The organism is Pseudomonas baltica, from assembly GCF_014235765.1.
In the GTDB taxonomy this organism is placed as follows: domain Bacteria; phylum Pseudomonadota; class Gammaproteobacteria; order Pseudomonadales; family Pseudomonadaceae; genus Aquipseudomonas; species Aquipseudomonas baltica.
This window is the reverse complement of the sequence record NZ_JACMYH010000001.1, coordinates 130,930-151,364: the sequence shown is the minus strand read 5'-3', so window position 1 is coordinate 151,364 and position 20,435 is coordinate 130,930. Positions and strand designations below refer to the sequence as shown.

Annotated in this window: 27 protein-coding genes and 3 pseudogenes; 3 read left to right on the top strand and 27 right to left on the bottom strand. The window is 60.1% G+C overall.

All coding sequences use genetic code 11. From position 1 onward, the window contains the following. Window position 1: 1 nt before the first annotated feature. The 27 genes and pseudogenes from H7993_RS00805 to H7993_RS00670 all read right to left on the bottom strand — a co-directional run bounded on the left by H7993_RS00805 (window position 2) and on the right by H7993_RS00670 (window position 17,660). Complete coding sequence (locus H7993_RS00805) at window positions 2–1,813, bottom strand: hypothetical protein (protein ID WP_244646804.1); 1,812 nt, start codon at window positions 1,811–1,813, stop codon at window positions 2–4. Continuing rightward, window positions 1,813–2,322 (bottom strand): hypothetical protein, encoded by a 510-nt coding sequence (locus tag H7993_RS00800; RefSeq protein WP_185793103.1) that lies wholly within the window; start codon window positions 2,320–2,322, stop codon window positions 1,813–1,815. The genes H7993_RS00805 and H7993_RS00800 overlap by 1 nt, the downstream gene beginning before the upstream one ends. A gap of 57 nt (window positions 2,323–2,379) precedes the next feature. Further along, window positions 2,380–2,676, bottom strand: a complete 297-nt coding sequence (locus H7993_RS00795) for a hypothetical protein (RefSeq protein ID WP_185793102.1) — start codon at window positions 2,674–2,676, stop codon at window positions 2,380–2,382. A 57-nt stretch (window positions 2,677–2,733) separates the two neighbouring features. Then, a complete protein-coding gene (locus tag H7993_RS00790) occupies window positions 2,734–4,644 on the bottom strand; it encodes a hypothetical protein (protein ID WP_185793101.1) in 1,911 nt (636 codons plus the stop codon). A gap of 7 nt (window positions 4,645–4,651) precedes the next feature. Further along, window positions 4,652–4,969, bottom strand: coding sequence for a hypothetical protein (locus H7993_RS00785; protein WP_185793100.1), 318 nt, complete (start codon window positions 4,967–4,969; stop codon window positions 4,652–4,654). A gap of 102 nt (window positions 4,970–5,071) precedes the next feature. Next, the gene (locus tag H7993_RS00780; RefSeq protein WP_185793099.1) at window positions 5,072–5,374 is read right to left on the bottom strand and encodes a hypothetical protein; all 303 of its coding nucleotides are present in this window, start codon (window positions 5,372–5,374) and stop codon (window positions 5,072–5,074) included. A 56-nt stretch (window positions 5,375–5,430) separates the two neighbouring features. Further along, a complete protein-coding gene (locus H7993_RS00775; RefSeq protein WP_185793098.1) occupies window positions 5,431–6,183 on the bottom strand; it encodes a phage tail tube protein in 753 nt (250 codons plus the stop codon). A gap of 3 nt (window positions 6,184–6,186) precedes the next feature. Next, window positions 6,187–6,429, bottom strand: a complete 243-nt coding sequence (locus H7993_RS00770) for a DUF7210 family protein (protein ID WP_185793097.1) — start codon at window positions 6,427–6,429, stop codon at window positions 6,187–6,189. Then, window positions 6,410–6,895 (bottom strand): hypothetical protein, encoded by a 486-nt coding sequence (locus H7993_RS00765; protein ID WP_244646802.1) that lies wholly within the window; start codon window positions 6,893–6,895, stop codon window positions 6,410–6,412. The genes H7993_RS00770 and H7993_RS00765 overlap by 20 nt, the downstream gene beginning before the upstream one ends. A gap of 2 nt (window positions 6,896–6,897) precedes the next feature. After that, window positions 6,898–7,221: a head-tail joining protein gene (locus H7993_RS00760; protein ID WP_185793096.1), complete on the bottom strand. Its 324-nt coding sequence runs from the start codon at window positions 7,219–7,221 to the stop codon at window positions 6,898–6,900. Beyond that, complete coding sequence (locus H7993_RS00755; RefSeq protein WP_185793095.1) at window positions 7,221–8,225, bottom strand: major capsid protein; 1,005 nt, start codon at window positions 8,223–8,225, stop codon at window positions 7,221–7,223. The genes H7993_RS00760 and H7993_RS00755 overlap by 1 nt, the downstream gene beginning before the upstream one ends. 59 nt (window positions 8,226–8,284) lie before the next feature. Further along, entirely contained in the window at window positions 8,285–8,635 is a 351-nt protein-coding gene (locus H7993_RS00750) for a head decoration protein (RefSeq protein WP_185793094.1), read from the bottom strand. Then, the gene (locus tag H7993_RS00745) at window positions 8,632–9,864 is read right to left on the bottom strand and encodes a S49 family peptidase (RefSeq protein WP_185793093.1); all 1,233 of its coding nucleotides are present in this window, start codon (window positions 9,862–9,864) and stop codon (window positions 8,632–8,634) included. The genes H7993_RS00750 and H7993_RS00745 overlap by 4 nt, the downstream gene beginning before the upstream one ends. Before the next feature lie 3 nt (window positions 9,865–9,867). Next, window positions 9,868–11,085 (bottom strand): annotated as a pseudogene (locus tag H7993_RS20740) (terminase gpA endonuclease subunit); the annotation flags it as partial. Further along, the gene (locus tag H7993_RS00730; protein ID WP_185793092.1) at window positions 11,045–11,329 is read right to left on the bottom strand and encodes a hypothetical protein; all 285 of its coding nucleotides are present in this window, start codon (window positions 11,327–11,329) and stop codon (window positions 11,045–11,047) included. The gene H7993_RS00730 and the pseudogene H7993_RS20740, both read right to left, overlap by 41 nt. A gap of 18 nt (window positions 11,330–11,347) precedes the next feature. After that, window positions 11,348–11,686: a hypothetical protein gene (locus tag H7993_RS00725; protein WP_185793091.1), complete on the bottom strand. Its 339-nt coding sequence runs from the start codon at window positions 11,684–11,686 to the stop codon at window positions 11,348–11,350. After that, window positions 11,670–11,922, bottom strand: a pseudogene (locus H7993_RS00720) (chemotaxis protein); the annotation flags it as partial. The gene H7993_RS00725 and the pseudogene H7993_RS00720, both read right to left, overlap by 17 nt. Beyond that, window positions 11,922–12,176: pseudogene (locus H7993_RS00715) on the bottom strand (hypothetical protein); the annotation flags it as partial. The pseudogenes H7993_RS00715 and H7993_RS00720, both read right to left, overlap by 1 nt. A gap of 29 nt (window positions 12,177–12,205) precedes the next feature. After that, entirely contained in the window at window positions 12,206–12,526 is a 321-nt protein-coding gene (locus H7993_RS00710; RefSeq protein ID WP_185793090.1) for a hypothetical protein, read from the bottom strand. Then, on the bottom strand, window positions 12,523–13,824 hold the full coding sequence (locus tag H7993_RS00705; RefSeq protein ID WP_185793089.1) for a tyrosine-type recombinase/integrase: 1,302 nt from the start codon (window positions 13,822–13,824) through the stop codon (window positions 12,523–12,525). The genes H7993_RS00710 and H7993_RS00705 overlap by 4 nt, the downstream gene beginning before the upstream one ends. Next, complete coding sequence (locus tag H7993_RS00700) at window positions 13,821–14,252, bottom strand: VRR-NUC domain-containing protein (protein WP_185793088.1); 432 nt, start codon at window positions 14,250–14,252, stop codon at window positions 13,821–13,823. The genes H7993_RS00705 and H7993_RS00700 overlap by 4 nt, the downstream gene beginning before the upstream one ends. A gap of 18 nt (window positions 14,253–14,270) precedes the next feature. After that, the gene (locus tag H7993_RS00695) at window positions 14,271–14,777 is read right to left on the bottom strand and encodes a hypothetical protein (RefSeq protein ID WP_244646800.1); all 507 of its coding nucleotides are present in this window, start codon (window positions 14,775–14,777) and stop codon (window positions 14,271–14,273) included. Continuing rightward, on the bottom strand, window positions 14,777–15,079 hold the full coding sequence (locus H7993_RS00690; RefSeq protein WP_185794139.1) for a DUF1364 domain-containing protein: 303 nt from the start codon (window positions 15,077–15,079) through the stop codon (window positions 14,777–14,779). The genes H7993_RS00695 and H7993_RS00690 overlap by 1 nt, the downstream gene beginning before the upstream one ends. Window positions 15,080–15,081: 2 nt before the next feature. After that, window positions 15,082–15,756: a replication protein P gene (locus H7993_RS00685; RefSeq protein WP_342345022.1), complete on the bottom strand. Its 675-nt coding sequence runs from the start codon at window positions 15,754–15,756 to the stop codon at window positions 15,082–15,084. Next, window positions 15,753–16,523 carry a helix-turn-helix domain-containing protein gene (locus H7993_RS00680; protein ID WP_342345021.1) on the bottom strand — a complete coding sequence of 257 codons (771 nt, stop codon included), beginning with the start codon at window positions 16,521–16,523 and terminating at the stop codon, window positions 15,753–15,755. Before H7993_RS00680 ends, H7993_RS00685 begins: the two co-directional genes overlap by 4 nt. Then, window positions 16,520–17,260, bottom strand: a complete 741-nt coding sequence (locus H7993_RS00675) for a phage antirepressor KilAC domain-containing protein (RefSeq protein ID WP_425311952.1) — start codon at window positions 17,258–17,260, stop codon at window positions 16,520–16,522. The genes H7993_RS00680 and H7993_RS00675 overlap by 4 nt, the downstream gene beginning before the upstream one ends. 166 nt (window positions 17,261–17,426) lie before the next feature. Beyond that, entirely contained in the window at window positions 17,427–17,660 is a 234-nt protein-coding gene (locus tag H7993_RS00670; protein ID WP_185793086.1) for a helix-turn-helix domain-containing protein, read from the bottom strand. Between the two features lie 115 nt (window positions 17,661–17,775). On the opposite strand from H7993_RS00670, the gene H7993_RS00665 reads away from it, so the two are divergent. The 3 genes from H7993_RS00665 to H7993_RS00655 all read left to right on the top strand — a co-directional run bounded on the left by H7993_RS00665 (window position 17,776) and on the right by H7993_RS00655 (window position 20,413). After that, a complete protein-coding gene (locus H7993_RS00665) occupies window positions 17,776–18,504 on the top strand; it encodes a S24 family peptidase (RefSeq protein ID WP_185793085.1) in 729 nt (242 codons plus the stop codon). A gap of 264 nt (window positions 18,505–18,768) precedes the next feature. Further along, complete coding sequence (locus H7993_RS00660; RefSeq protein WP_185793084.1) at window positions 18,769–19,899, top strand: ImmA/IrrE family metallo-endopeptidase; 1,131 nt, start codon at window positions 18,769–18,771, stop codon at window positions 19,897–19,899. Next, on the top strand, window positions 19,892–20,413 hold the full coding sequence (locus tag H7993_RS00655; RefSeq protein ID WP_185793083.1) for a DUF4411 family protein: 522 nt from the start codon (window positions 19,892–19,894) through the stop codon (window positions 20,411–20,413). The genes H7993_RS00660 and H7993_RS00655 overlap by 8 nt, the downstream gene beginning before the upstream one ends. Window positions 20,414–20,435 lie beyond the last annotated feature (22 nt).

Below are 20,435 nucleotides of genomic sequence, written 5' to 3'. Positions count from 1 at the left end.
CTTACAACTCCAGAAGGTCGTTGGGGATGACGACCCGGTAGGTCGCCGCGATATCGACGGTTTTTTCGTCGGTGTCCTCTTCGGGTATGTCGATTGAGGTCACCTGAAAACGCCGGGGGAATACCTCCAGCGTCGGGTCAGCGTTGTCATAGTTGCCCGCGAATCCATCGAGGTCTTCCTTGTATGCCGGCGCGCCCCTCTTGCCGCCGAGCTGGGTCGGCAGGCTCCGCCCTATGGGGTCAGGCCCATCTGGCTCAGGTTGCGGCTCGACTGAGGCGGCCGGCGGCTCGAGCGCATCTTCGGCGGTGCCGCCACCACGCATGACGGTGATCGTCAGGGTGGTAATGGCGCTGCCGCCAGCCAGGTCAAAAGTGTCGTAGATATGGCTGCACCGCGCCGCTGCGCTGATGCCCTGGTCACTGATCGCCAACGTGTGCACCAGATCGACGTCCATCACCATGCTTGTCGGCGATTCCCAGCTGACCCGGGTCCCGCTGTGCGCCTGGATGATCGAGGTCTTGGCCTGATGCAGCAGGCACCGGAAAGCGCCCAGGCGCTGCGCCTCATCACGCTGGTCCTTGTGGCCGGTCTCGCCACCATCTTGCGCAGGCGCCCCGCCGACGCCGCCGGCCCCATTACCGCCTACGCCATTGCCAGTGCCGGGCGCCGCAGGCCGGGGCGCATCAATACCGAATGCTGTGCTTTCCCAGCCATCGGCCAGGTCGTTGGTGTACTCGATCGACAACGACTCCCTGGCGATCACCTCACCGGCCTGCGCGACGCTGGTCTCGGCCACCACCTTGAGGGTGTACTTCTCGGTTACCGGTTGGCTCCAGCGGCGGCCGCCCGTGAGCGAGGCCGCCAGCAGCAGGTCGGCGTAGTTGTTCACCCAGGGCTGGCCGTTCCCACACGGGTCAGGAGCACTGAGCGGCACTCGGTTGTAGCCGGGGTTGCGCACCAGGCTCAGGCCACTGCCGGTGACTGCATCGCGAACCATGGCCACATCCGGCAGCTCTGTGCTGTCGGGCCGCCATTGGCAGAACCCGCTGAGCCCGCCCAGGCCATTGGTATCCGGATGCACCCAGGTGAAGTTCTCGTTGAGCTGGCGCAGGCGAGGAAAACGGTAGTTCGCTTCAATCTCGACAGTGTTGGTCAAGCTGGTGAGATCGGCATAGGACAGTGCAACCGAGTCGTAGACCGTGGTGCCGCCGCCGAACGTGAAGTCGATGTTGCCCGCGTACCAGCTGGTGAGCCGTAGCTCGCCAGTAGCTGACGAGTCCAGGCTGCCTTGCACAGAGGTCAAACGCTCCTGGGCATAGTCCCATCGGCTGCGCCCGTCTATCGCTTCGAACACCTCGTCTGACCAGTAGGAAGGGATCAGCGCCCCAACTGCGTCGGTGCTCATCGCCTCGACGCGCTGCTGCAGCTGATCGCCGCAATGGCACACCAGCAGCCTGGCCAGCGAGCCCCATTCCGTGGTGACGATTCGGCCGGTGTAGCGGCGCTTCTCGCTGGTGACACCCGCAGCAGTGCTGATGTAGTCGATCACGACCTCGGCCCCTATCCAATCCATCGGCACTACAGGCCCCGCATCCATCTGCAGCGTGAAGTCCGCCAGGCCGGCAGCGCCGCGCTCGCGGTCGACATGCACCTGGCCGGTGAGCCTGGCGGTTACATCACTGCCGCCTACGGTGACCCGCAGCCGCCAGCGGAACGCCCGGCCTGGCACAATCGGTAGTGGCTCGGTTGCACTGGAATCACCCTGCAGGCCACCCAGCGCCGCGGCATTGAGCGGCAATCCGTTGATCAGCATCAGACCTCTTCCCAGGCGATGGTCCAGCCAAAGCTGCCTTGGCCCGAGCTCTGCGTCTTGGGAGGCTTGCTGGCGAACACGTTGTAGACCGGCATCCACTGCGCCATGTACTTGGTGGCGCCGACCATCTTCTCGATCGTCACGACCAGGCCATCCATCATGCACGGCGCTTCGACCCACCGGGCCCCGACCAAAGCGAATGCCCAGGGCGCCCAATCGTCGCGCGGAGTGCTGGGCAGCACGAGGATCTGCGCATTGCTTACCATGCTCTCCTGCGCGGTGAGGCGCAGTTCAAGCGGCTGGCTGTAGTCGAGGCCATCCAACCCCGGCGGCATCCAGCCCTGGCCGCTGATGGTGCCGGCGGCCTTGCCCCAGTGGGTCATTTTGACGCCTTCGCCGCCGGACAGCCGGATGACGGATTCTCCCAGCAGCGGGTTGTCGGACTGATCCGGTGCGCCGGCATCCAAAACAATGGGGATGCCCCCCAGCATGATCAGAGGCAGGCTCATCCGTTACTCCAGAAATGAAAAAACCCGCCGAGGCGGGTTTGATTGTTGGTGCATTGCTCAGTCGAGAACAGGCTCCAACTGAGCTTGGCAATAACGGCACTTAAGTGCCTCACGCTGAATAAGCTCGGCACATTGCGGACACTTGCGGTACCGCGCTGATACACCAAACTTGCGGGCGATAGCTTGGCTTTTGGCGTCATCGATGCCGACCGGGTTGAGGAACCACAGAATGATCAGTGCAAAGACATGCAACAGAAGGCCGAGAAGCAACCATGCGCCAGCGCTGCGTCCCTTCTGCTTCGCGTACCAGGCGGACACGCAGGCCACCGCCACCCAGACAATTAAATACTCCATGAACTGCCTCCCTGTCGAAGCTGGCAATCTACCATCCGCGGACCCGATGACCCAACCTCAAGAGTTGCCGAACTTCAGCCGCTGGTTGCGAAGGATTCGCTGGAAGTCCTGTTGAGGCGCTTGCAAGTTGTACGTCTCGCCCCCCACCGAAAGAGCTACGGTCCCCATGCTTTCCGGCGTAGGCGGATCAATCTGGTTCAGAATCGAGGCCGCAGGCGCTGGAATACTGGGCACCATTCGCGGTGCTACCAGCCCACCCGTTGCGAACTTGGGTAAACGGCGCTCGTTAAGTTGCCGCAGTAGTTGTGGGCCATAGTGCTGGACCGCCGCTGCTCGCATCACGAACTCGCCATTCGAAAGCCGAGCAAGAATGCTGTCACTGGATCCGGTGCCAGGGCCACGAACCATATCGCCGCGAGCGAATTGCGGAACATCCGGATCAGGACCGGAGACGCTGGTAGATCCGTTAGGTGCGACGATAGTCATAGGCACGATCAACGCTTGGCGCATCTGTTCCGCAATAACCGCAACCTGGCTCTTCGCAGCAGCCACTGAGGCTTCGTCCAGTTTTGGACTCACCGGGACATCCATGTCCACTATTGCCCCATCTGGAATCAGAGGCTCTACCGGTACCTGCACCTTGCCGCGCGCGGCGACCTCGCGCACCATTTTCTGGTACGCGTCCTCCTCAACCACGGGCTGAACCGGGACTACCGTATCCTGCAGCGAGTAGCTGTTGACGCCCGGTTGATAGTTGAGCTTCTGGGATTTTGTGGAGGTTTTAGGCGGGACAAGCGATGTTGGCACTGTGGGTGCCGATTGCCCTGCGGTAGGAAACTTTACGGCAGGAACCTGTCCGGCGATGGCCAGCATCTCAGTGGTTGGCGCTACGTTGATGGGCGTTTCAAATTTCTGCCCGATCAGGATTTTCAAATCTTGAATCTGCTTACGTACTGTTGCCAAAGCTTCCGGATCCATCATCGGGGTGATGACTACAGACTTCAAGTCGTCTAGCTTCGACTTAAGTACGGCCGCCTTATCTTTCGCCTTTTCAATGCTGTCCTCGGCCTTTTTGACATTGATTTCATCAGCCGCAATTTCAATGCCCTGTAACTCTTTAATGAAACCGGCAAAGCCATAGGTATTTGCACCTGAATCAGCCAGTTTCTGCAAAATATCGAGTGCAGCATTGGCCTGTTCCTTGGCCACCTCGACATCTCCGCGCTGAAGTGCCTGGCGAGCGCCAATTTTCAGTGATTGGGCCGAGGCAAAAGACCCATCGTTCCCTGTAGCTGCCCCCAGTGCAGATAGAGCCTTGCTGTACTTTTCCTGGGTCTTAAGCTGGGCAGCTTTCGCTTTTTCCAGATCGTTAGTGGCTTTCGTCTCAGCGGATACCAGAGCTTTAAGTGCAGCTTCCGTATCGGTGACCACTTGAGACTGCAACTTTTTCTGCTCGTCGGCGCTTTTCTGAGCCGAAGCCAATCGCTCAGCGGCGAGCCTATCCTGCTCTTCATTACTGCCACGCTGATCCTGTTCTAGCTTATCGCGCTGGGCAGCCATATCAGTTACAAACCTGCGTAAAGCGGCCAACTCAGAGTCAATCTGTGCGCGGTCCCAAAACTTCCACTGGAACAGGGCTGTTTGGGAATCGTTCTTCAGCCCCGATCGGACATTTTGCAAATCGCGAATTCGCGCCATCACGACGCTGATCTCGTTATTGAAACCCTCTACAGATTTCTTATCATTGCGGAAAAAGTCACCGAACTCGCCGCTGTTCAGCGCAGCAACCGCGGCGGTGAACGTTTTGACACCGTCCGTGGCCTTTGCGGAAATCTGCGCCCAGTCATCGAATAACTTTGTCGAGACGGTCAACTGGTTATTGAGCTGGGTCAAAGCCCCACCAAACGTTTCCGGCAACTGCTTGGCTTCGGCGGTGAGTTTTGGCAACTGACCTAACAAAGTGTTCACAATGACATCAGCGGTCAGCTGGCCTTGCGTCGACGCGGCTCAGGCGCTCCAGATCGCGGACCGAAGCGCGATACAGTTCCTGCAGCTTGCGAGATGGTGTTTCGGCTCGAGCCAGTTCGGCGCCGAGCTGGCGAACCCGCTCCCGAGCATCCTGCATAGCTCGACCGGTCTTTTCGACGTTCGATTCCAGTTCGCGGAATGCATTGACCTGGCGCAGGGGCTTTTCAACCACCTTGACCATCTCGCCGTATTCTTTGCGAAACCCGGCTACTTCCTTGGTGGCGCCGTCCAGGTCAGCCGTCAGCCGGAGTTCGATGTCACGCATGATTTCAGCCCTTCAAAGCGCGCAGGAACAGGCGCCATGGGTAGGAAAGCACCTGGTGGTGCCCGATTCGGATCAGGGCGCAGATGCAGTCGTCGAGGTTCTTCAGAGCCTGGCCGGCGGGTTGTTGACCCTGGCCAGCCAAGCGAAAAAATCGGGGTTCTGCCCCTTTATGTGGGTGATTACGGCGCGGAGCTGACTTGGCCTCATGCCTTCCACCTGGCCGACTTCCAGATTAGTGAAGCGCCGTAAATCAGAGAGGCGGATATCCTCGAAAAAGGAACCGCCCAGCCCGTCAGACTCAGGCTCTTCCGACATCATCAAGCGGATCTCCGCAACTGAAAGCTCTCGGAAGATCACTTCCCTTCCATCGATCATAACGACCTTCGAGGCGGTCATTTCACTCATGCTGCACTTCCCAGTAAAGAAAGCCCGCGGAAGCGGGCTGGGTTACAGGCGCGGTGTCAGGCCGCAGCGGTTTCTTTCATGATGCGCATGTACTTCGACTTGCCGGCGCCGGTCTTCTTGGGATCGGAAAGCACCTTGGCGGTGACCTCACTGCCCATGAAATCATCGGTGCTGATCCAGTCCGCGCTGGCGGCCGGGCTGAGCTGGCAGCGGAAGTACTGCAGATTGACGCGGTTTTTCGTGCCGGCGGCGTTCGCGCCCTCGAAGAGGAACTCGTACACGTCACCACTGCCGGTCAAAGCCTCGATGATGTCCACCGACGCAGAGGCATAGGTCACCAGCAGATCAGCACCCTCAGCGATCGCGCCCGCTTCCAGGATCTCGATGCCCGAGCCGGTCATTTGCCAGTCATCACCGTCGACATAGGTGGTCGCGCCGCCGGCCGCGAGCTTCACCGAGGTGATGCTCAGCGGCATCTTGTCGAGCAGGATGGTGCCGCCCTTGCTCGCACGGTGCGGCTCGTCGGTGACAGTCGAAGCAGGCACACGGTCGATGGTGCCCCAGTAGATGGCCGCCAGGTTCGCGGTGTAGAACTCGCGCCAGTTCATGGTCAGCGACATGCTGCTGATCCGGCTGATGGAGTCGTACTCGCCACCCTGCGGGGTGGTGGTATCGGCCAGGGTGATGTCGTTGGTTTCGATGGCCTGGGTCAGCGTCGAGACCAGGCCCACGGGCATGAATGGGCCGCCGACACCGTACTTGCGCATCTTCACCTGGCCACCGACCAGGAAGGTTTCAATCTGTGGCATGTCTTACTTCTCCGAGGTGTCGCCAGCGATCACGCCCAGGTCTTTCAACCAGGTGCGCTGCTCGGCAGTGACTTTGATTTTGTCGCCCGGCGTGTAATCCGTGCGGGCATGGGTGTGAGGCTTAAGCAGCTCCACTTCGAAGCGCGGCAATGCACGCTCCGCCTCGGCGACCGGTTCGGTGGCCTTGACGGTGCTGGGCACTGGAATGCCTAGTGGCTTGTCGGTTTTATCGGCTTTGTCGGACATTAAGGTGTTCCCCCTGAATGATGGTGTGCAGCTGCACGGGAATGAGGACCGTTGCGGCCTTCAGTGACTCACCTGGCGGGAAGGTCTCGGGTGTGCCGACTGTGATGCCGGTAACACCTTTCGGCAGCCAGTCCAGGGCGCGGCCTTGCACGGGAACCAGGCATTTGAGCAGGTCATGTTCAAGCGCTTCGATAGCGTCCTCGTAGTCGTCCATACCCGCGTCCACGGCGCCCACGATGCTGAAGCCTGAGAAGGCCTTGAGCGCCATTGGGCCGGGCATCGGCGCTTGGCCCCGTCCCTTTTGCACAACGATGATGGGAAAGCTGACGGTGCGAGCCTGAAGCTGCTCATTGAGCCAGCCCGTTTTCACGTTCGCGCCGGTCGAGGTGAAGTAACCGTTGGCCACGGAAATCGTGGTAAGTCGCTCGATCAGCGCTTTTCGACCCCGGGTCAGTGGGTTGTCCATAGTCAGTCCGCCGGCATGAGTGAAAAGCGATTGATGAGGCCGTCTGTGCCCACGTACTCATCGAGCAGGTAGCGTTTGCAGTCCACGGTGAGCAAATCGCCCTTGCATGGATTGGGCACTTGGCTGATGCGCAGGTCGGCGGCCAAGTGGACGGCAACGAAGCTGCCGCCAGCCGGATCGCTGACGTTTGTCTGCAGCACCACGCTCACGGCCTGGGGCGGCGCCCCTTCCCGTGAGTCGTAGAAGCACTCACCCCGCTGGCCGAAGGTGCTGAACAGCTCGTCGTCCGCGCCCTCGAAGGCCTGGTCGAACTCCGAGCGGCCCATTACTTGGTCAACTTGATGATGGCGCGCGGCAGGGTGCAGATGCTCAGCGGGTTGCTCTGGGCTTCCATGTCCACGCCCTTGTTGTGGCGCAACATTTCCTGGCTGGCATAGAACGGCACACCGGTGGTGTTGACCGTTTCCATGTAGTCGGCCGGCGCGAAGTTGGTGATGAACAGGCCATCCACGCCTACCGGCACCAGGTAGGCAACGTCGGGATCCATGAACTGGATGCCGCCCAAGTTGCCGTAGAACTCTTCCCAGTTCACACCACCGAAGCTGAACCCATCGCGGCGATGGTCATCGCGCAAGAACTGGCCATCGTTCCAGCGATCGAACGCCTTCTGCACCGAATCATGGTTCGTGAATGCATCGAACCAGTTGCGTCCGGCAATGCCCAGCCAGCCGGCGATGATGCCGGTACCGCCCACCGCGTCTTCCGCCCGGCGCTTGGCTTCAGTCACTTTGGCCAGCAACTTGGTGGTCGTGGTGCCCATGGTGAAAGCCACGGTCTGCTGCTCGATCTGGAATCGGGCATACAGGTCCAGCAGCACCCGAGTGCCGTCGGCGTCGTACACCTTGCCGGTGATGGCGCCCACGCGCTGGTAGCGGATGGTCGCTTCCAGGCGTTTACGCATCTTCAGCAAGCGCTTCTCAACCATCGCCTCGACGGTCTCGAGTTCGCTTTCAGAACCGAACGCGCGGATGCCCTGGACTTCGTCAGCGCGAATGACTGCGCGGGTCGGCAGGTGGATGGTTTGAAACGGGATCGCGTCGCGTTTTGCGCCTGTGGTAGGGTCGCTTGGCGCACCGCGCTCGGCGGCCGGCACCAGGGTCAGGTTGTCGTGCTCACGCTCGATGAACACAGCAGTGGTGGTTACGCCTTCTTCTTCGAAGAGCGTATCCAAGCGGGTGGGCACCGCCTGGCCCTCTACAGGCTGGTTGATAGCGGTGGTCATGGCGATGGTGCCAAACGCATCACCGTTGAAAATGCTCAAATCGGCCATTCCGATCTCCAAAAACAAAAAAACCGCCAGCGGCGGTTAGGGTAATGAGGTGCTGAAAATCAGCGCAGGATGATGCCAGCGGCGAGCAGGGCGGCGCGCGCAGGATCAGTCAGACCGACCAGCAGGCTTTCGACCACCTCGCAGTCGCGCACTACGGCGGCCGCGTAGCGATCGGCAGTGGTATCAGCGGGCCGGCCTTCATACAGAATCGCGACCTCAACGGCGGCGCCCTCGGCAGGTGCGGCGAACGCCACGTACTTGCCGGCCGCGTTCTTCGACAGGATCTGGCCTGGCGGGTATGCGGCATTGCCTTTCAGAAGCAAGATCTGCTCGCGAGAGCGCTCGCCGGAGGCCTCGTTCAGGAGGAAGGCCGCGGTGCGCGCGCCCTGGGTGACGATGTCGTAGTTCATGCTTTCGCTCCTTTGCGAGAGGCCCAGATGGATTTGGTGGAAAACTCAACCTTGCCTTTACCCGCGGAAGCGGAGGCAGGATCGACCTTCTTGGCATCACGCTTGATGCTGTCCAAGGTCACACCGCGGTCCTGAGCAGCCTTGAACAAGCTCAGGCCTGCGGCCTCGACAGTGAGTCCGCCGTCGATGGCAGCTTGCACTTCGGTTTCGAAGCCGGGGGCCGCCAACGCCTGGATACCGGTGATGCGGTCCTTTTCGCTGGCGGTAGCGGTCGCTGCCGCTTCCTTGCGAAGGGTCTCTACATCGATCTTTTCCGGGGTGCTGACCTCGATGGCAGTGAGATCGCCGCCGGCAGCGATGGCCGCCTGCAACTCAGCGGTGTTGCTGACTTTCGTCATGGTGTTTTTCCTCGTGATTTTCGCTGCCGGCTTGGACAGCTCGGTGATCAGGCCCTCAAGCGAGCCCGTTCGGTGAGCCAGACCAGCCGCTACGGCCGCCTGCCCCACACGCAACCCGCCATGGTCACCCATGCCAGGTACTTTCTCTGCATCAACGCCCAGGTTGCGCGCGACCTTGGCCACGAACACGTCCTCGAGCGCATCGACTGTCTCGGCGACCTTTGCCCGCCCTTCCTCGGTGGCCAGGTCTGGGCGCTTGTTCGGGGCGTTACGGCTGACAATCTGGTAGCTCTTGCGGCCGGTGGCCTTCTCGCTATCGACCACCGCCTCGACCACTACGCCGACGCTGCCTGCGATTCCTGTGTCGTCGATGACGATTTCGTGCGCGGCGGAGGCGATCCAGTAGGCACCGCTCGCCCCACTGCCGCCGATGTACGCCACAATCTTCTTCTGCGCTCGGCCCGTGTGGATCATTTCGGAAAGCTCGTTGATGCCGCTTGCCACGCCGCCCGGACTGTCGATGTTCAGGATGATCGACTGCACCGCCGGGTTATCCAGCGCTTCCCGAATGTCGGTTGCCAGCACCTGGGTGCTGGTCGCGCCGCTGATCTCGGTGAACAAGTTGGCGTAGCGAAAAATCGGGCCGATCACAGGCACGATGGCCACACCATTGCGGATGCTGACCGAGTGGCTGTTGTCCAGCTTGCGACCCAGCTTTGTCTCCAAGGCCACCGGATCCCCCATTCGCTCGGATATGGCGAGCAGGTTCTCCAAGGCGTTGGGGAGCATCAGCCAAGGCTGAGCAGAAGCCAGCTCAAAGGCTCTTGGCATGGGTCATTCCTCGTCTTCAGGTGGTTCAGGCTCGGGAACGAGCGGCTTTGGCGCGGCAGCCACGGTTGCCGGGGTTGTTCCGTTGTCGCGGCGCTGCTTGAGCTCGCGCGCGCGCTGCCGGTTGACCTGCTGCCAGGTCTCGCCGGACATCGCCGCTGTTTCCATGGTTTCGTTGCTGATGCCCACGTCGATGCGCTCGCGGGCCGCCTTGGCCTCTTTGAGCTCGTCGATAGCACCGCGCGCCGGGCCGATCCAGATGGCCTGGGTATAGGCGCGGCGCAGAGCCGGGTCCCGGTAGCCCGGCGCACGAATCCGGCCGGCCGCCACAGCTTCATCGAACATCAGCTCATAGCTGGGCTGACAGAAGTCGCACACCAGCCACCAACGCCGCATGGTGTAGAAGCGCCAGGCCTGCAGCATGGCCGCGCGCGCGGCGCTGTAGCTGCTGCTGTAGTGCAACATCAGCTCTTCCAGAGGAAGCTCCAATGCAGCACCGATTTCTTTCACGATCGCCGAAAAGAAAGGATCGAACTGGGCGTTGGGTCTGGCTGGGTTGGCAACCATGGGCTCTTCGCCGGGCGCCAGGTCGACAATCGCGCCTTCTCCCAGGGCGTACACGAAACAGTCGAGTGCCTCGTTGCGGCGACCTTTGGCCGTCCAGCGATACACCCGCCTGCCTTTCTCGATCTTCAGTTCTTTGGTTTCGGCTGTGAGCTGCTTCAGCTCGTCCTCACCGCAGATGTCGTCATTGGCGGGAAAGTGAACGCAGCCCGGTACCGGTACGCCGGAAGTGTTGGGCTGGATCTTGAGACGGCTGTAGATCAACTCTTTGGCGTTCTCAGTGCCCACCTCAGTGAGGTAGACCTTCTTCGCGTTGCGCGACTTCGGCCAGTTGGCGATCGGTTTGCCTGGAACGTTGGCACCTTTGACCGGGATCACCCAAGTGTCGCCAAGGGCACGGCTTTCGGCGTAGACCTCGTCGGTGTAGTGGCCGCCGGAGTCCCAGCACCAGCGCTCCACGCCCATCTTCGCGCCGTCACCGCGCACGTATTGCTGCCGCACCTTGAGGCGTACCTTCTTGCGGAGCTCTTCGCTGGCCGGGTCACCCATGAGCACCCACTTGTCGACCAGCCAGGCTTCTTCGCCCAGACCGAAAGCCCAGACTCTGCCCTCGTACCGGTCATCCTGGGTATCGATCGAGCCCATCAGGGTCAGGCCGCGCGGGTGCACCTGCGGGTACCCGAGCCTCGAGCTTCTGCTTGGTAGCAGGGATCAGGCGCAGGGCGTTCATGGTGAAGGGTGTAGGCCTATCGAACACAGCGCGCATCTCGTCCTCGATTGAGGACTTGATCAGCTTCGCCGTCTCGGTCAGTGCCAGCGCAGTAGCAAATGGGATTTGGCGCTGCTCGATCTCGGTGAGTTCGGCCAGGCCATCAGTAAGGCCTCTCGATTGCACCTTGAACATGGCGACCTCGAACGTATGTTACTGATTGGCCCGGTCCACCGCTTCGGTCGCCTTGTCGACGGCTTTGCTGGCGGTGTCGGCTGCCTGGGTAGCGCTGGTGGCGGCCTGCTCGACCTTCACAGCTGCCTCTGTCGTGCTGTTGGCCAGCCTGGTCAGGCGAAGGTCGCGCTGCTTCAAGGCCTCGTCATACGCGTGTCGAACTTGGGCGACCTGGGCGACGTAGGAACTGGCAAGCGACCACTGGGCTGCCTGGAATCCGAGGACCGAGCCCCCGGCAACCAACAGCACCGCAATCACCCACACCTCTACACGCCTCCACCATCGTCGGGCGATAAATTCCATTGCACATCTGTCCATCAGTTAAAGCCTCCAAGCCGGGCCCGCAGCTGTGCAACCTCTGCACTAGAGCTGGTGACCTGGGCGGTAAGTTGGGCGACCTGGCCAGTGAGGGCTTCGATCTTGCCCTCCATACGGCCAACTGCGGCAGCAAGTTCGTTTCGTTCCTTCGCAAACTGGTCCGCGCGAGCCTCTGCGGCATTCGCCCGGGCGCGTTCGGAATCTAGCAGTTCATTCAGACGGCGGACGGTGCCAATAGGTGTGCAGCTCGAGCAGTCGAGCGGCCGAGAGGCGTGCGACGGGTTTCACTGATCGAAATACGCTGGCGAGCCATCAGCACGCGCTCTTCCTTCTCGTCACCCAGGGCGGGGAAGACAACCTCATGGCGGGTGATGCGGGATCGCCTGATCTTCGATGCTGACTCGGCCTTCTCACTGGCCACGGCGGTGATGGATGCGTTGGATTCGTGCTGCGAGTCGGTCCAGGCCTGACGGGCGCCGATGAGTTTCATGGTGTGCTCTCCAATCAAAAATCTGTGGCTCAGTCGCCGGTAAAATTCGTTCCGCCGGCGCCGCGGCGGTTGTTTTGTGTGTACTGGGCGGACGGGCCATTTATCCGCACCGGCCGCTTTAACTGTTCGATCTGCTGTTCGGCGGCCTGCAGCCTGATGCTGAGCTGAGTCACCAGCACATCGAGCGGTAGCGCTTGGCCGGTCTCAGCCGAAACCCAGCCGGACGCATTGCACCGCTCGCATGGCAGCTCATGGAAAACGCCCTGCACCACCGCTCGGCCACGGCATGCCGAGCACCTGGCAAGTTCAGTGCGAGCAGCACGGAAAGCGGGCCCGTGGCTCTTTTTCATGCTTTTGAAACCTCGCCATTCACAATTTTCGAAAGTGCCTCACAGCCCACGTCGTTCGTGGCGTGCAGCGGTTTATCCGATTCTTCGTATTGGGCGTCTGTCAGGTTGTGAATGGCCTTAAAGCCGCGCTCATCTAACCAGCCATGCCACTTTTCCAAGGCCAGCAGGCGTTGCGCCCGGGCCTGCGTGTTGATGTAGGTGGAGGCGATCTTGCCCAGGGAATGGTTCAGCAGCATCTCGCCGATGTGCCCGTCGATGCCCAGGTCGGTCCACGCGGTGCGCGCCACCTTCCGCAGGTCGTGGCTGGTCCACTCGCCCTTCCCCATCCGGGTGAATATGGCACTGGCCTGGCCTTCGCTGAGGGCGCGGCCACGACGCGATGGGAACAGGTAGGTGCCGTCGTAGCCCTGGGCGATCTGGATGGCCCGGTAGCGCGCCAGCAGCGCCTGGGCCTGGGCGGTCAGCGGTAGGCGATGCTCGGTGCGGGTCTTCGTGTTCTGCGCAGGGATGAACCATTCGCCGTCGGCCAGGCTGATATCGGGCCAGCGTGCCAGCCGTGTCTCGCCCACGCGGGTACCGTGGCACAGCATCATCAGCGCCAGCATGGCCTCGGCCGGTTCGGTATCGAACAGCTCTGCCAGCATCGGCACCACGGTTGCCAAGTGCACACCGCGCAGCCGGGCTGCCTTGGGCATGATGCGCGCCTTGGTGAAGTCCACAAACTTGAGGCCCGCCACCGGGTTCGATTCGATCATGCCCAGCTTGTGCGCCTGGCGGAACGCCAGAACCAGCAGGGTGAACAGTTGGTGGACGTAGGACAGCGACAGGTCTTCCTGAGCAGGCCACATAAGGCGCTTGTCCAGCACCGGCGCCGTCACCTCGCGCACGGGCACGTCCTCCAGGCGCGGCTTGAGGTGGCAGGCAATGGCTGACTTGGCGCCGGCCTTGCGCTTGGCTGAAAGGGATCGATCGCGGCTCATGCGATCGCCGTACCAGTCGAGCAGTTGGCCTACTGTGGCCAGGCCGCCCAGGGCAACGACCGCTGCAGGGTCGCGGAGCAGGCGCTGACGCAGCGCTGGTAGCTCGGCCAGCACCGCAGCGGCGCCGAGGTCGGGGTAGCGCGCTATCTGGTTCCACGCCTTGCCCTTGACCAGGTACCACGACCCGCGCTGCCGATCCTGACCGAAGCGCAGGTACAGGCCAGGGTGCCGGGGGTCGCGAAGGTCCCGCACCGAGAGGTCGGAGGCCTGGCGGCGGATCTCGGCATCGGAAAGTTTCACCGCGCGGGTCTTGCTCATGCTGCAGCCCTCGTCGGTGGCAGAATCAGGTAGGCCCGCAACTGCTCCATGGCATCGAAGTGCCCACGGCACACGATCGCCAGATAGCCCTGTTCGGTCAGCGCATGGATGTAGGCATCCTGGCTGGGCGATACAGCGGCATCAAAAGGCGGCGTGGCCTTGAACTCGATGTACAGACCGAAGTAGCCACCACGGGCCATCGGCAAGACAAGGTCTGGAATGCCTGCCTTGACGCCCTGCTCTTTCAGCTTGACCGCCACTGCCTTGTGTCGATGGCCGCCGTTGGGCACGTGATAGATCAGCTTCGCGGCAGCCGGGTGGCGTAAGGCAACTTCGCGCAGCAGAGCAGCCTGCTCGAGGCCTTCACGGTCAACATACGGTGCACGCGCCGCTCGCGGCTTGATGACTTTCGGAGCCAATGGCTTCATCACAGGCGGTCGCTCCACTTACAGGCTCTTAAGCAGGGACTGGAGCTGCTTGAGCTTGCCCAGCGCCTCAGCGTTGCCCTCACGCTCGACTTCCACTGACAAGGCAACCTCTTCGATCCGCCCGGCCAAACGCTTCATGCGCGCCGAGATATCGTCCGAAAGCGCGACGACCTCAGCAGACAGGCTGGCCAGCGCATCGAGAGCCTGAACTTCCGGCTTTTTGATGGCGACGACGGTTTCTTTGGCCGGTACGGGCATGGCGATTTCCTTGACTGTTTTTTGTGAGTAAGCGTCGCGCTGAAACTTGCCGCCCGTGGGCTCACGGATGATCCCGGCGTCTTTCATTTCGTTGAGAGCACGGCGCACAGCGTGGACGGCGACAGAGGTGGCATTCGCCGCAAGAGCAGCGATCTGGATATCGTGGGCACTCCAGCTTTCCTGAATTGGCACATGCGGGAATACCTTGCGGGCTGTCGAGGATTGGCCAGCCAGAAGCTGGACTACTCGCGATTCGGACATAGCCATCAGGCCACCTTCCCTTCACGGATCAGGATGTCCTGGGTGCGCATGACGCCCTCGGCGTGAAGCTGGCGAGCCACAAGCCGATCATCAGCGCGACGGCTACCGCGACGGCCGTCGACGTAGTCGTGGCAGGCCGAGCACGCCCAGGCGCCTTGGAAGTCGTTCGGCTTGCAGCCCATGCCGCTGGTACCAGCCAAGCGGTAGTGCGCCAGCACGGTCGTCTCCGGATTGCCGTTGCACACGCCGGGCACGCGCACCTGGCAATCGCGGCCGCGGGCGGCCTTGGTCAATTTGGTTTGGCGGATGCTCATGGGCGTGCTCCCGATACTTTCGAACGAAGGTTTGCCAGGGCAGCTCGGGCCACCTCTGGGTTGCGCGGCGCGGCCGGCGCAGCGAGTTCTGCTACCGGGACAGCACCCAGCTGCTCGCCCTTCCAGATCTTCCGGCACTGCTCCAGGTAGTGCTTTTCGAACGAGGCCATGCCCAGTTCGCGGGTGAGCAGCGGCAGGCTGTGGAAACCGGCGGCGGCCGTGGCGTGGTAGACGGCCGAGTGCATCCACTTGGCCTCGGCGCGCATGGCCGGATGGCAGTTGCGCAGGCCCTGGGCATAGGCCTTCTCGACACTGGGCAGGCCGAGACCTTCAGGCGCAAAACTCCAGCTCACGAACTCACCGGGGGTCGGTACGAATGCCCGCTTGCTCGCGCTCACGACGCGCATGCCGTGGTCGATCTGCTCCATGCGGTTGATACCCGCCCGCATGAACTCGGCGAGCCATTCCAGTTTGGAGGCGTTCATCACAGCCTCGGTCGGCCACGATTGGCGCCAGGCGCCGCACGCGCCGCGCAGGCGCAGGAACAGGTCGTCAATTACTCGCTGGGTGGCTTGGTCCACTGTGACGGTGCCGGGCTCGGCAGGTGCCTGGTACGTTGGGTCGGTACGACGAGTCGCGATGAGTTCGCGGACGTTGGTGGGCTTTTTCACAGGCGAACCCCCTTGGCTGCCCAGTTGGCCGAACCATCTTCGGAACCAGTGGCGCTCTCGGTCGCTTGACGCTTGGTCCATTTGGCGAGGCGATGATGCCAGCCGCCATCGGTATCGCGGATGTCAGGCTTGGCCATGTGAAAGCCCATGAACGATCCAAAGGCTTCGTCGGTGAGCGTGTCAGGGATACCCATGATCTTGAATTGGGCGGCAAGGGCGGCTGGATTTATCGACCAGCCAGCGAACATCGAGAAGCGTTGGCGCCCTTCCGTAGATCCATCCAACGCTGCAGCGGCGGCCAGGTCTTGCTCCGCTACCACATCCGAAATCTCGTGCGGATGCTGCTGTTCGGTTAATTGATGGTTAAGTGATGTATTGGGTGCAATGGCTGCACCCCGTTCTGTCGTAGGTTGCACCCCGTTCTGTTGCTGGATGCACCCCGTTCCCTCTTCACGGGGTGCATCTACTGCACCCCGCTTGAGCATCAAGTCGTACACCACCGGGCGGCGGTCATGGCGATCAATGTAAACGGCGGCCAGGGCCTGGTTGCCACGAACGATGAGGCCTTGGCCTTCAAGCAGATCGAGCTTCGAACGCACGGTGCGCTCGGACAGGCCAGTGTCTTCGGTCAGGGTCTTGGCCGATGGGAAAGCGCCACGGCCGTCGGCGGCGGCATAGTTGGCCAGGCACAGCAGCACATGGCGCGCGCTCGAGTCTTTGCCGAGGTCGCGGCGGGACAGTGCCCAGGACATTGCTTGAACGCTCACAGCGAGGCTCCAATATTCTTCTCGGCCAAGCATGCGAGGCCTTTCGGGGTGATGAGGGGCTGGTAGGCAGCACGATCGGCGCCAGTCTCAGCGTCAGGCTTGAGCTGGGTGACCTTGTGCACCATGAAGCCGGCGGTGATGCGCGGCTGATAAGCGACCCATCGAGTGGAGCTGCCCCGGTGGAATATCCAGCGGTTGGCCTGAAGCCAGGTGAACAGCTTCGAAGGGGTGATCTGCAGTTGCTTGGCCGCGTCAGTGATGCAGATAGCACCTTCGGCGGCAGCCAGGCGACGGATCGCGGCAACCTTCGGGGCCTGCAGCTGGATCACGCCGAGCAACCGGCTGTTCTCACGTGCCTGGTCGGCGGCAAGCTGCAGGGCCTCGGCGTAGTCCGCGGGGATGCGCGGCGCGGCCTGCTCTTCGAGCTCCTGCCACCGATCGACCAAACGGGCGGTGAATTCAGGACTGAGTTGGGCAACTACCACGAAGCTGTCACGTTTCCCGATCAAGTAGTGTTTCCCCGGACGGCCAACGCTGGCAGGATATTCCTCAATCTGAGGAGAACTGATCACGCGGTCCCCAACCAAGGTGTCAATGGTGCGCTTGACGTTGTCGTGGCGTTTGCCGGTGAGCTCGGCGATCTCGCGCGACGACATGACGTGACGCGTCATGGATTGGTTTTGCCCCATAGATGCCGAATCATTGAGGGTATTGCGGGGAGCGATCTGGATATGCATAATCGACCTCAGATTCGATGTTGTTTAAGAAGCCGCCCGGCCAGGCGGTTTTTTTTCGTCTTCGAGTTCTATACTGGTTAAATCAACAGCACTGTGGGGTAACTATTACCCCTCCCCCGCGAACTAGATAATTGGTCAATCAGGCGGTCTTTTCGGCGCGTCAAACCTAAGCAGCCGAGACCAGCTCGGGCCAGATCACTGCCCAGTCGTTGGGGCGCAGAGACTGTCGAGTGAGCAGTCCGCAGGATTCACGCTCAAGCGATGAGGCCACGCCTGCAGATGCTTGCTTATTGCCGTACGCGATCTGTTTCAGGTAGCCCCGAGTAGTCCCAGTTTTTTCTACAGCCTCGTCCGAGGCAGTCTTGAGCCACTCCAGCAATTGGGTGTGCTTGGTCTTCATCACGATTTCTCCTCGGTGATACCCTAATTCTTACCCATGGGTAATCACAAAGCAATACCCATAGGCCATTTACCTATGAGTAACGGAAACGCATATTTGTAGGATGGATACGAACTTGATCAGAAAAGCGAACCTGCAGTTGTTGATCGACCGTGAATACGGCATCGGTAAGCATGGCGCGAAGGCGGAATTTGCTAGGCGGCTTGGAAAGCAGGCGGACTACATCTCGCGATGCCTATACCCAGCAGAAAAGAAGGGCGGGAAGAATGTGGGTGAGGATTTCGCTCGAGAGATCGAACGCGAGTTCAGCCTTCCTGTGTATGCAATGGATCAGCAGAGATTGGGCAGCGATACTGCAAAAACCATCGACGTTGAAGGCCTGCCTGCACCGCTTGCGCAAAAGATCGCGGGCTATAGGCAGGTAGTAGAGGTTCCCCGCTACGACGTAGCTGGTTCGATGGGCCCTGGCACGGAGCCGCCTGAAATGAACATGGTCGTCGAGAACATGAGCTTGGATGCGAACTGGGTTCGGAATAACCTCACGTACACCAAGATCGATAACCTCAAGCTGATCTCGGGGCGTGGCGACAGCATGGCGCCCACGATCCGCAGCGGCGACGCCGTTCTGGTCGACTCTGGAATCAACACGGTTGAGGACGACGCGATCTACTTCTTCCTCATGCGTGGGAAGCTCCAGATCAAGCGCATACAGCGTGGCCTGGATGGGCTCACCATTATCTCGGACAACGGCCAGTACCCGCCTATAGAGGTGCCAGGCGAGCGCGAAGAAGACATCACTGTGTTGGCGCAGATCATCTACTGGTGGACTGGGCGTAGCTTCTGAGGCTTGCTTGTCTGGCGAGGCGGCGAACTCCGACCTCGCGGGGTATGCGGATGAGGTGCGGGATGGGCGGATTGTTCGGGAAAGGGCTGAGTGGGTATCGCTGAGGGCCTTAGGGGCCGCGACGTAGATGCTCATTAGGATGATAGGCGCATGGAGATTCGCGCTTTGAAAACCGCAGTTCAAGTGGAAGAGTACTCAGCTTGTCGCTGACACAGGTGTCTATGAGGCCCATAATTCGAAGGGACAATCGATGAAAAAGACATTATGGAAACGCTGAAAATATCTCTCGACCTGCTTGACTGGGCGGCAGGTCAGGTTGGGAAAACCCTTGAAGACATCGCTTCGGTCATCGCGTCTGGCAAGGGTATTGACCAAGTTTTGGCGGGCAACCTGACGATCAGGCAGCTTGAGAAGTACGCCCACGTCACGCAAACCCCTTTCGGCTACCTCTTGCTCGAATCTCCACCTGCGGTAGCTAAACCGAAATTACCTGATATGAGGCAGATTGCCTTTGCAGACCCTCTCGGCCCTGATTTTTTTGCGGTACTTGAGGACGTAGTCGAAAAACAGAATTGGTATCTTGATTACCTAAGCGACATAGGCGCTGATCCATTACCATTCATCGGTAGATTTGATCTGGCAGCCGACGCAGCGGCGGTTGCATGTGACATCGCCAAATCCGCGGGCATTGACCATAGCCTCAAGAGGTCTTGCGCCACTCAAGCCGAGTACTTCAGGGCGCTATCTGAAAGATTTGAGTCTATCGGAATTCTTGTATTTAAGAACAGCATCGTAAAAAGCAACTCCAAAAGAGGGCTATCCGTATCTGAGTTTAGAGGTTTCGCAATATGCGACGACTATGCGCCTGCAGTTTTTATCAATGGAAAGGATGCTGAGGCGGCCTGGATATTTACTTTAGCTCATGAGGTTGCGCATCTTTGGGTTGGGGAAAGCGGAGTGTCCGACATTCCATCCCCCAAAGACTTCCCCCCAGGACGGAATGTCGAAAGCTTTTGCAACAGCGTCGCTGCCGAGCTTCTCGTACCTGTCAGCGAATTCTTATCTATGTGGAATGAGGGTGACAGCGATTCTATTGATAAAGCGAGCAGACACTTCAAGGTGAGCAAGCTCGTCGTTGGCAGAAGGGCTTATGAGCTGGGTAAGATATCGAAAGCTCAGTATTCGCAGCTTTATGCTCTCAGCTATAAGGCCGGCGGATCTGGGGGAAACCCTTACGCCACTATTCCCGTTAGGAACAGCAAAAAAGTCACCAACGCTTTAGTAAAAAGCGCCATGGAAGGTAGTATTTTGATGCGTGATGCCGCACGGCTTCTTAACATCACCCCAGATACTGTCACAAACCTGTATAAGAAGAATATTCGCTCTCATGCATAAATACTTAATCGATTCGAATATATTTTTGCAGGCTAAGAATCTTCATTATAGGTTTGAATTCTGCAGCCATTTTTGGAGCTGGGTTAAACAGGCTCATGGCGACGGCATGGTTTGCTCTATTCAGAAGGTGAAAAAAGAGCTAACTAAGGGAAGGGACGATGATCCAGTAAAATTATGGATATCTGAATTGCCGGATACTTTCTTCGTACCTGACGACACAGATGCTCGCGTTATCATTAAATACAGAGAGGTAATGCAGTGGACCGCTGAGAACACCCATTTCAAGGACGCTGCAAAAAAAGAGTTTGCCCGTAGTGACATTGCAGATGCGTTTCTTATCGCAGTCGCGATGGCCCACGGCTACGAAATAATAACGCACGAGCTGAGCAACCCTGACAGAAAAAACAAAATTCAGATACCTGATGCGGCACGGGCATTTGGAGTTAAGACGCACTTCGTCTACGACGTATTGAGCGAAAATTCCAGCAAGGATTTCTGCTTCTCGAGAAAATGAGCAGCTTGACCCTGGGGGCCGC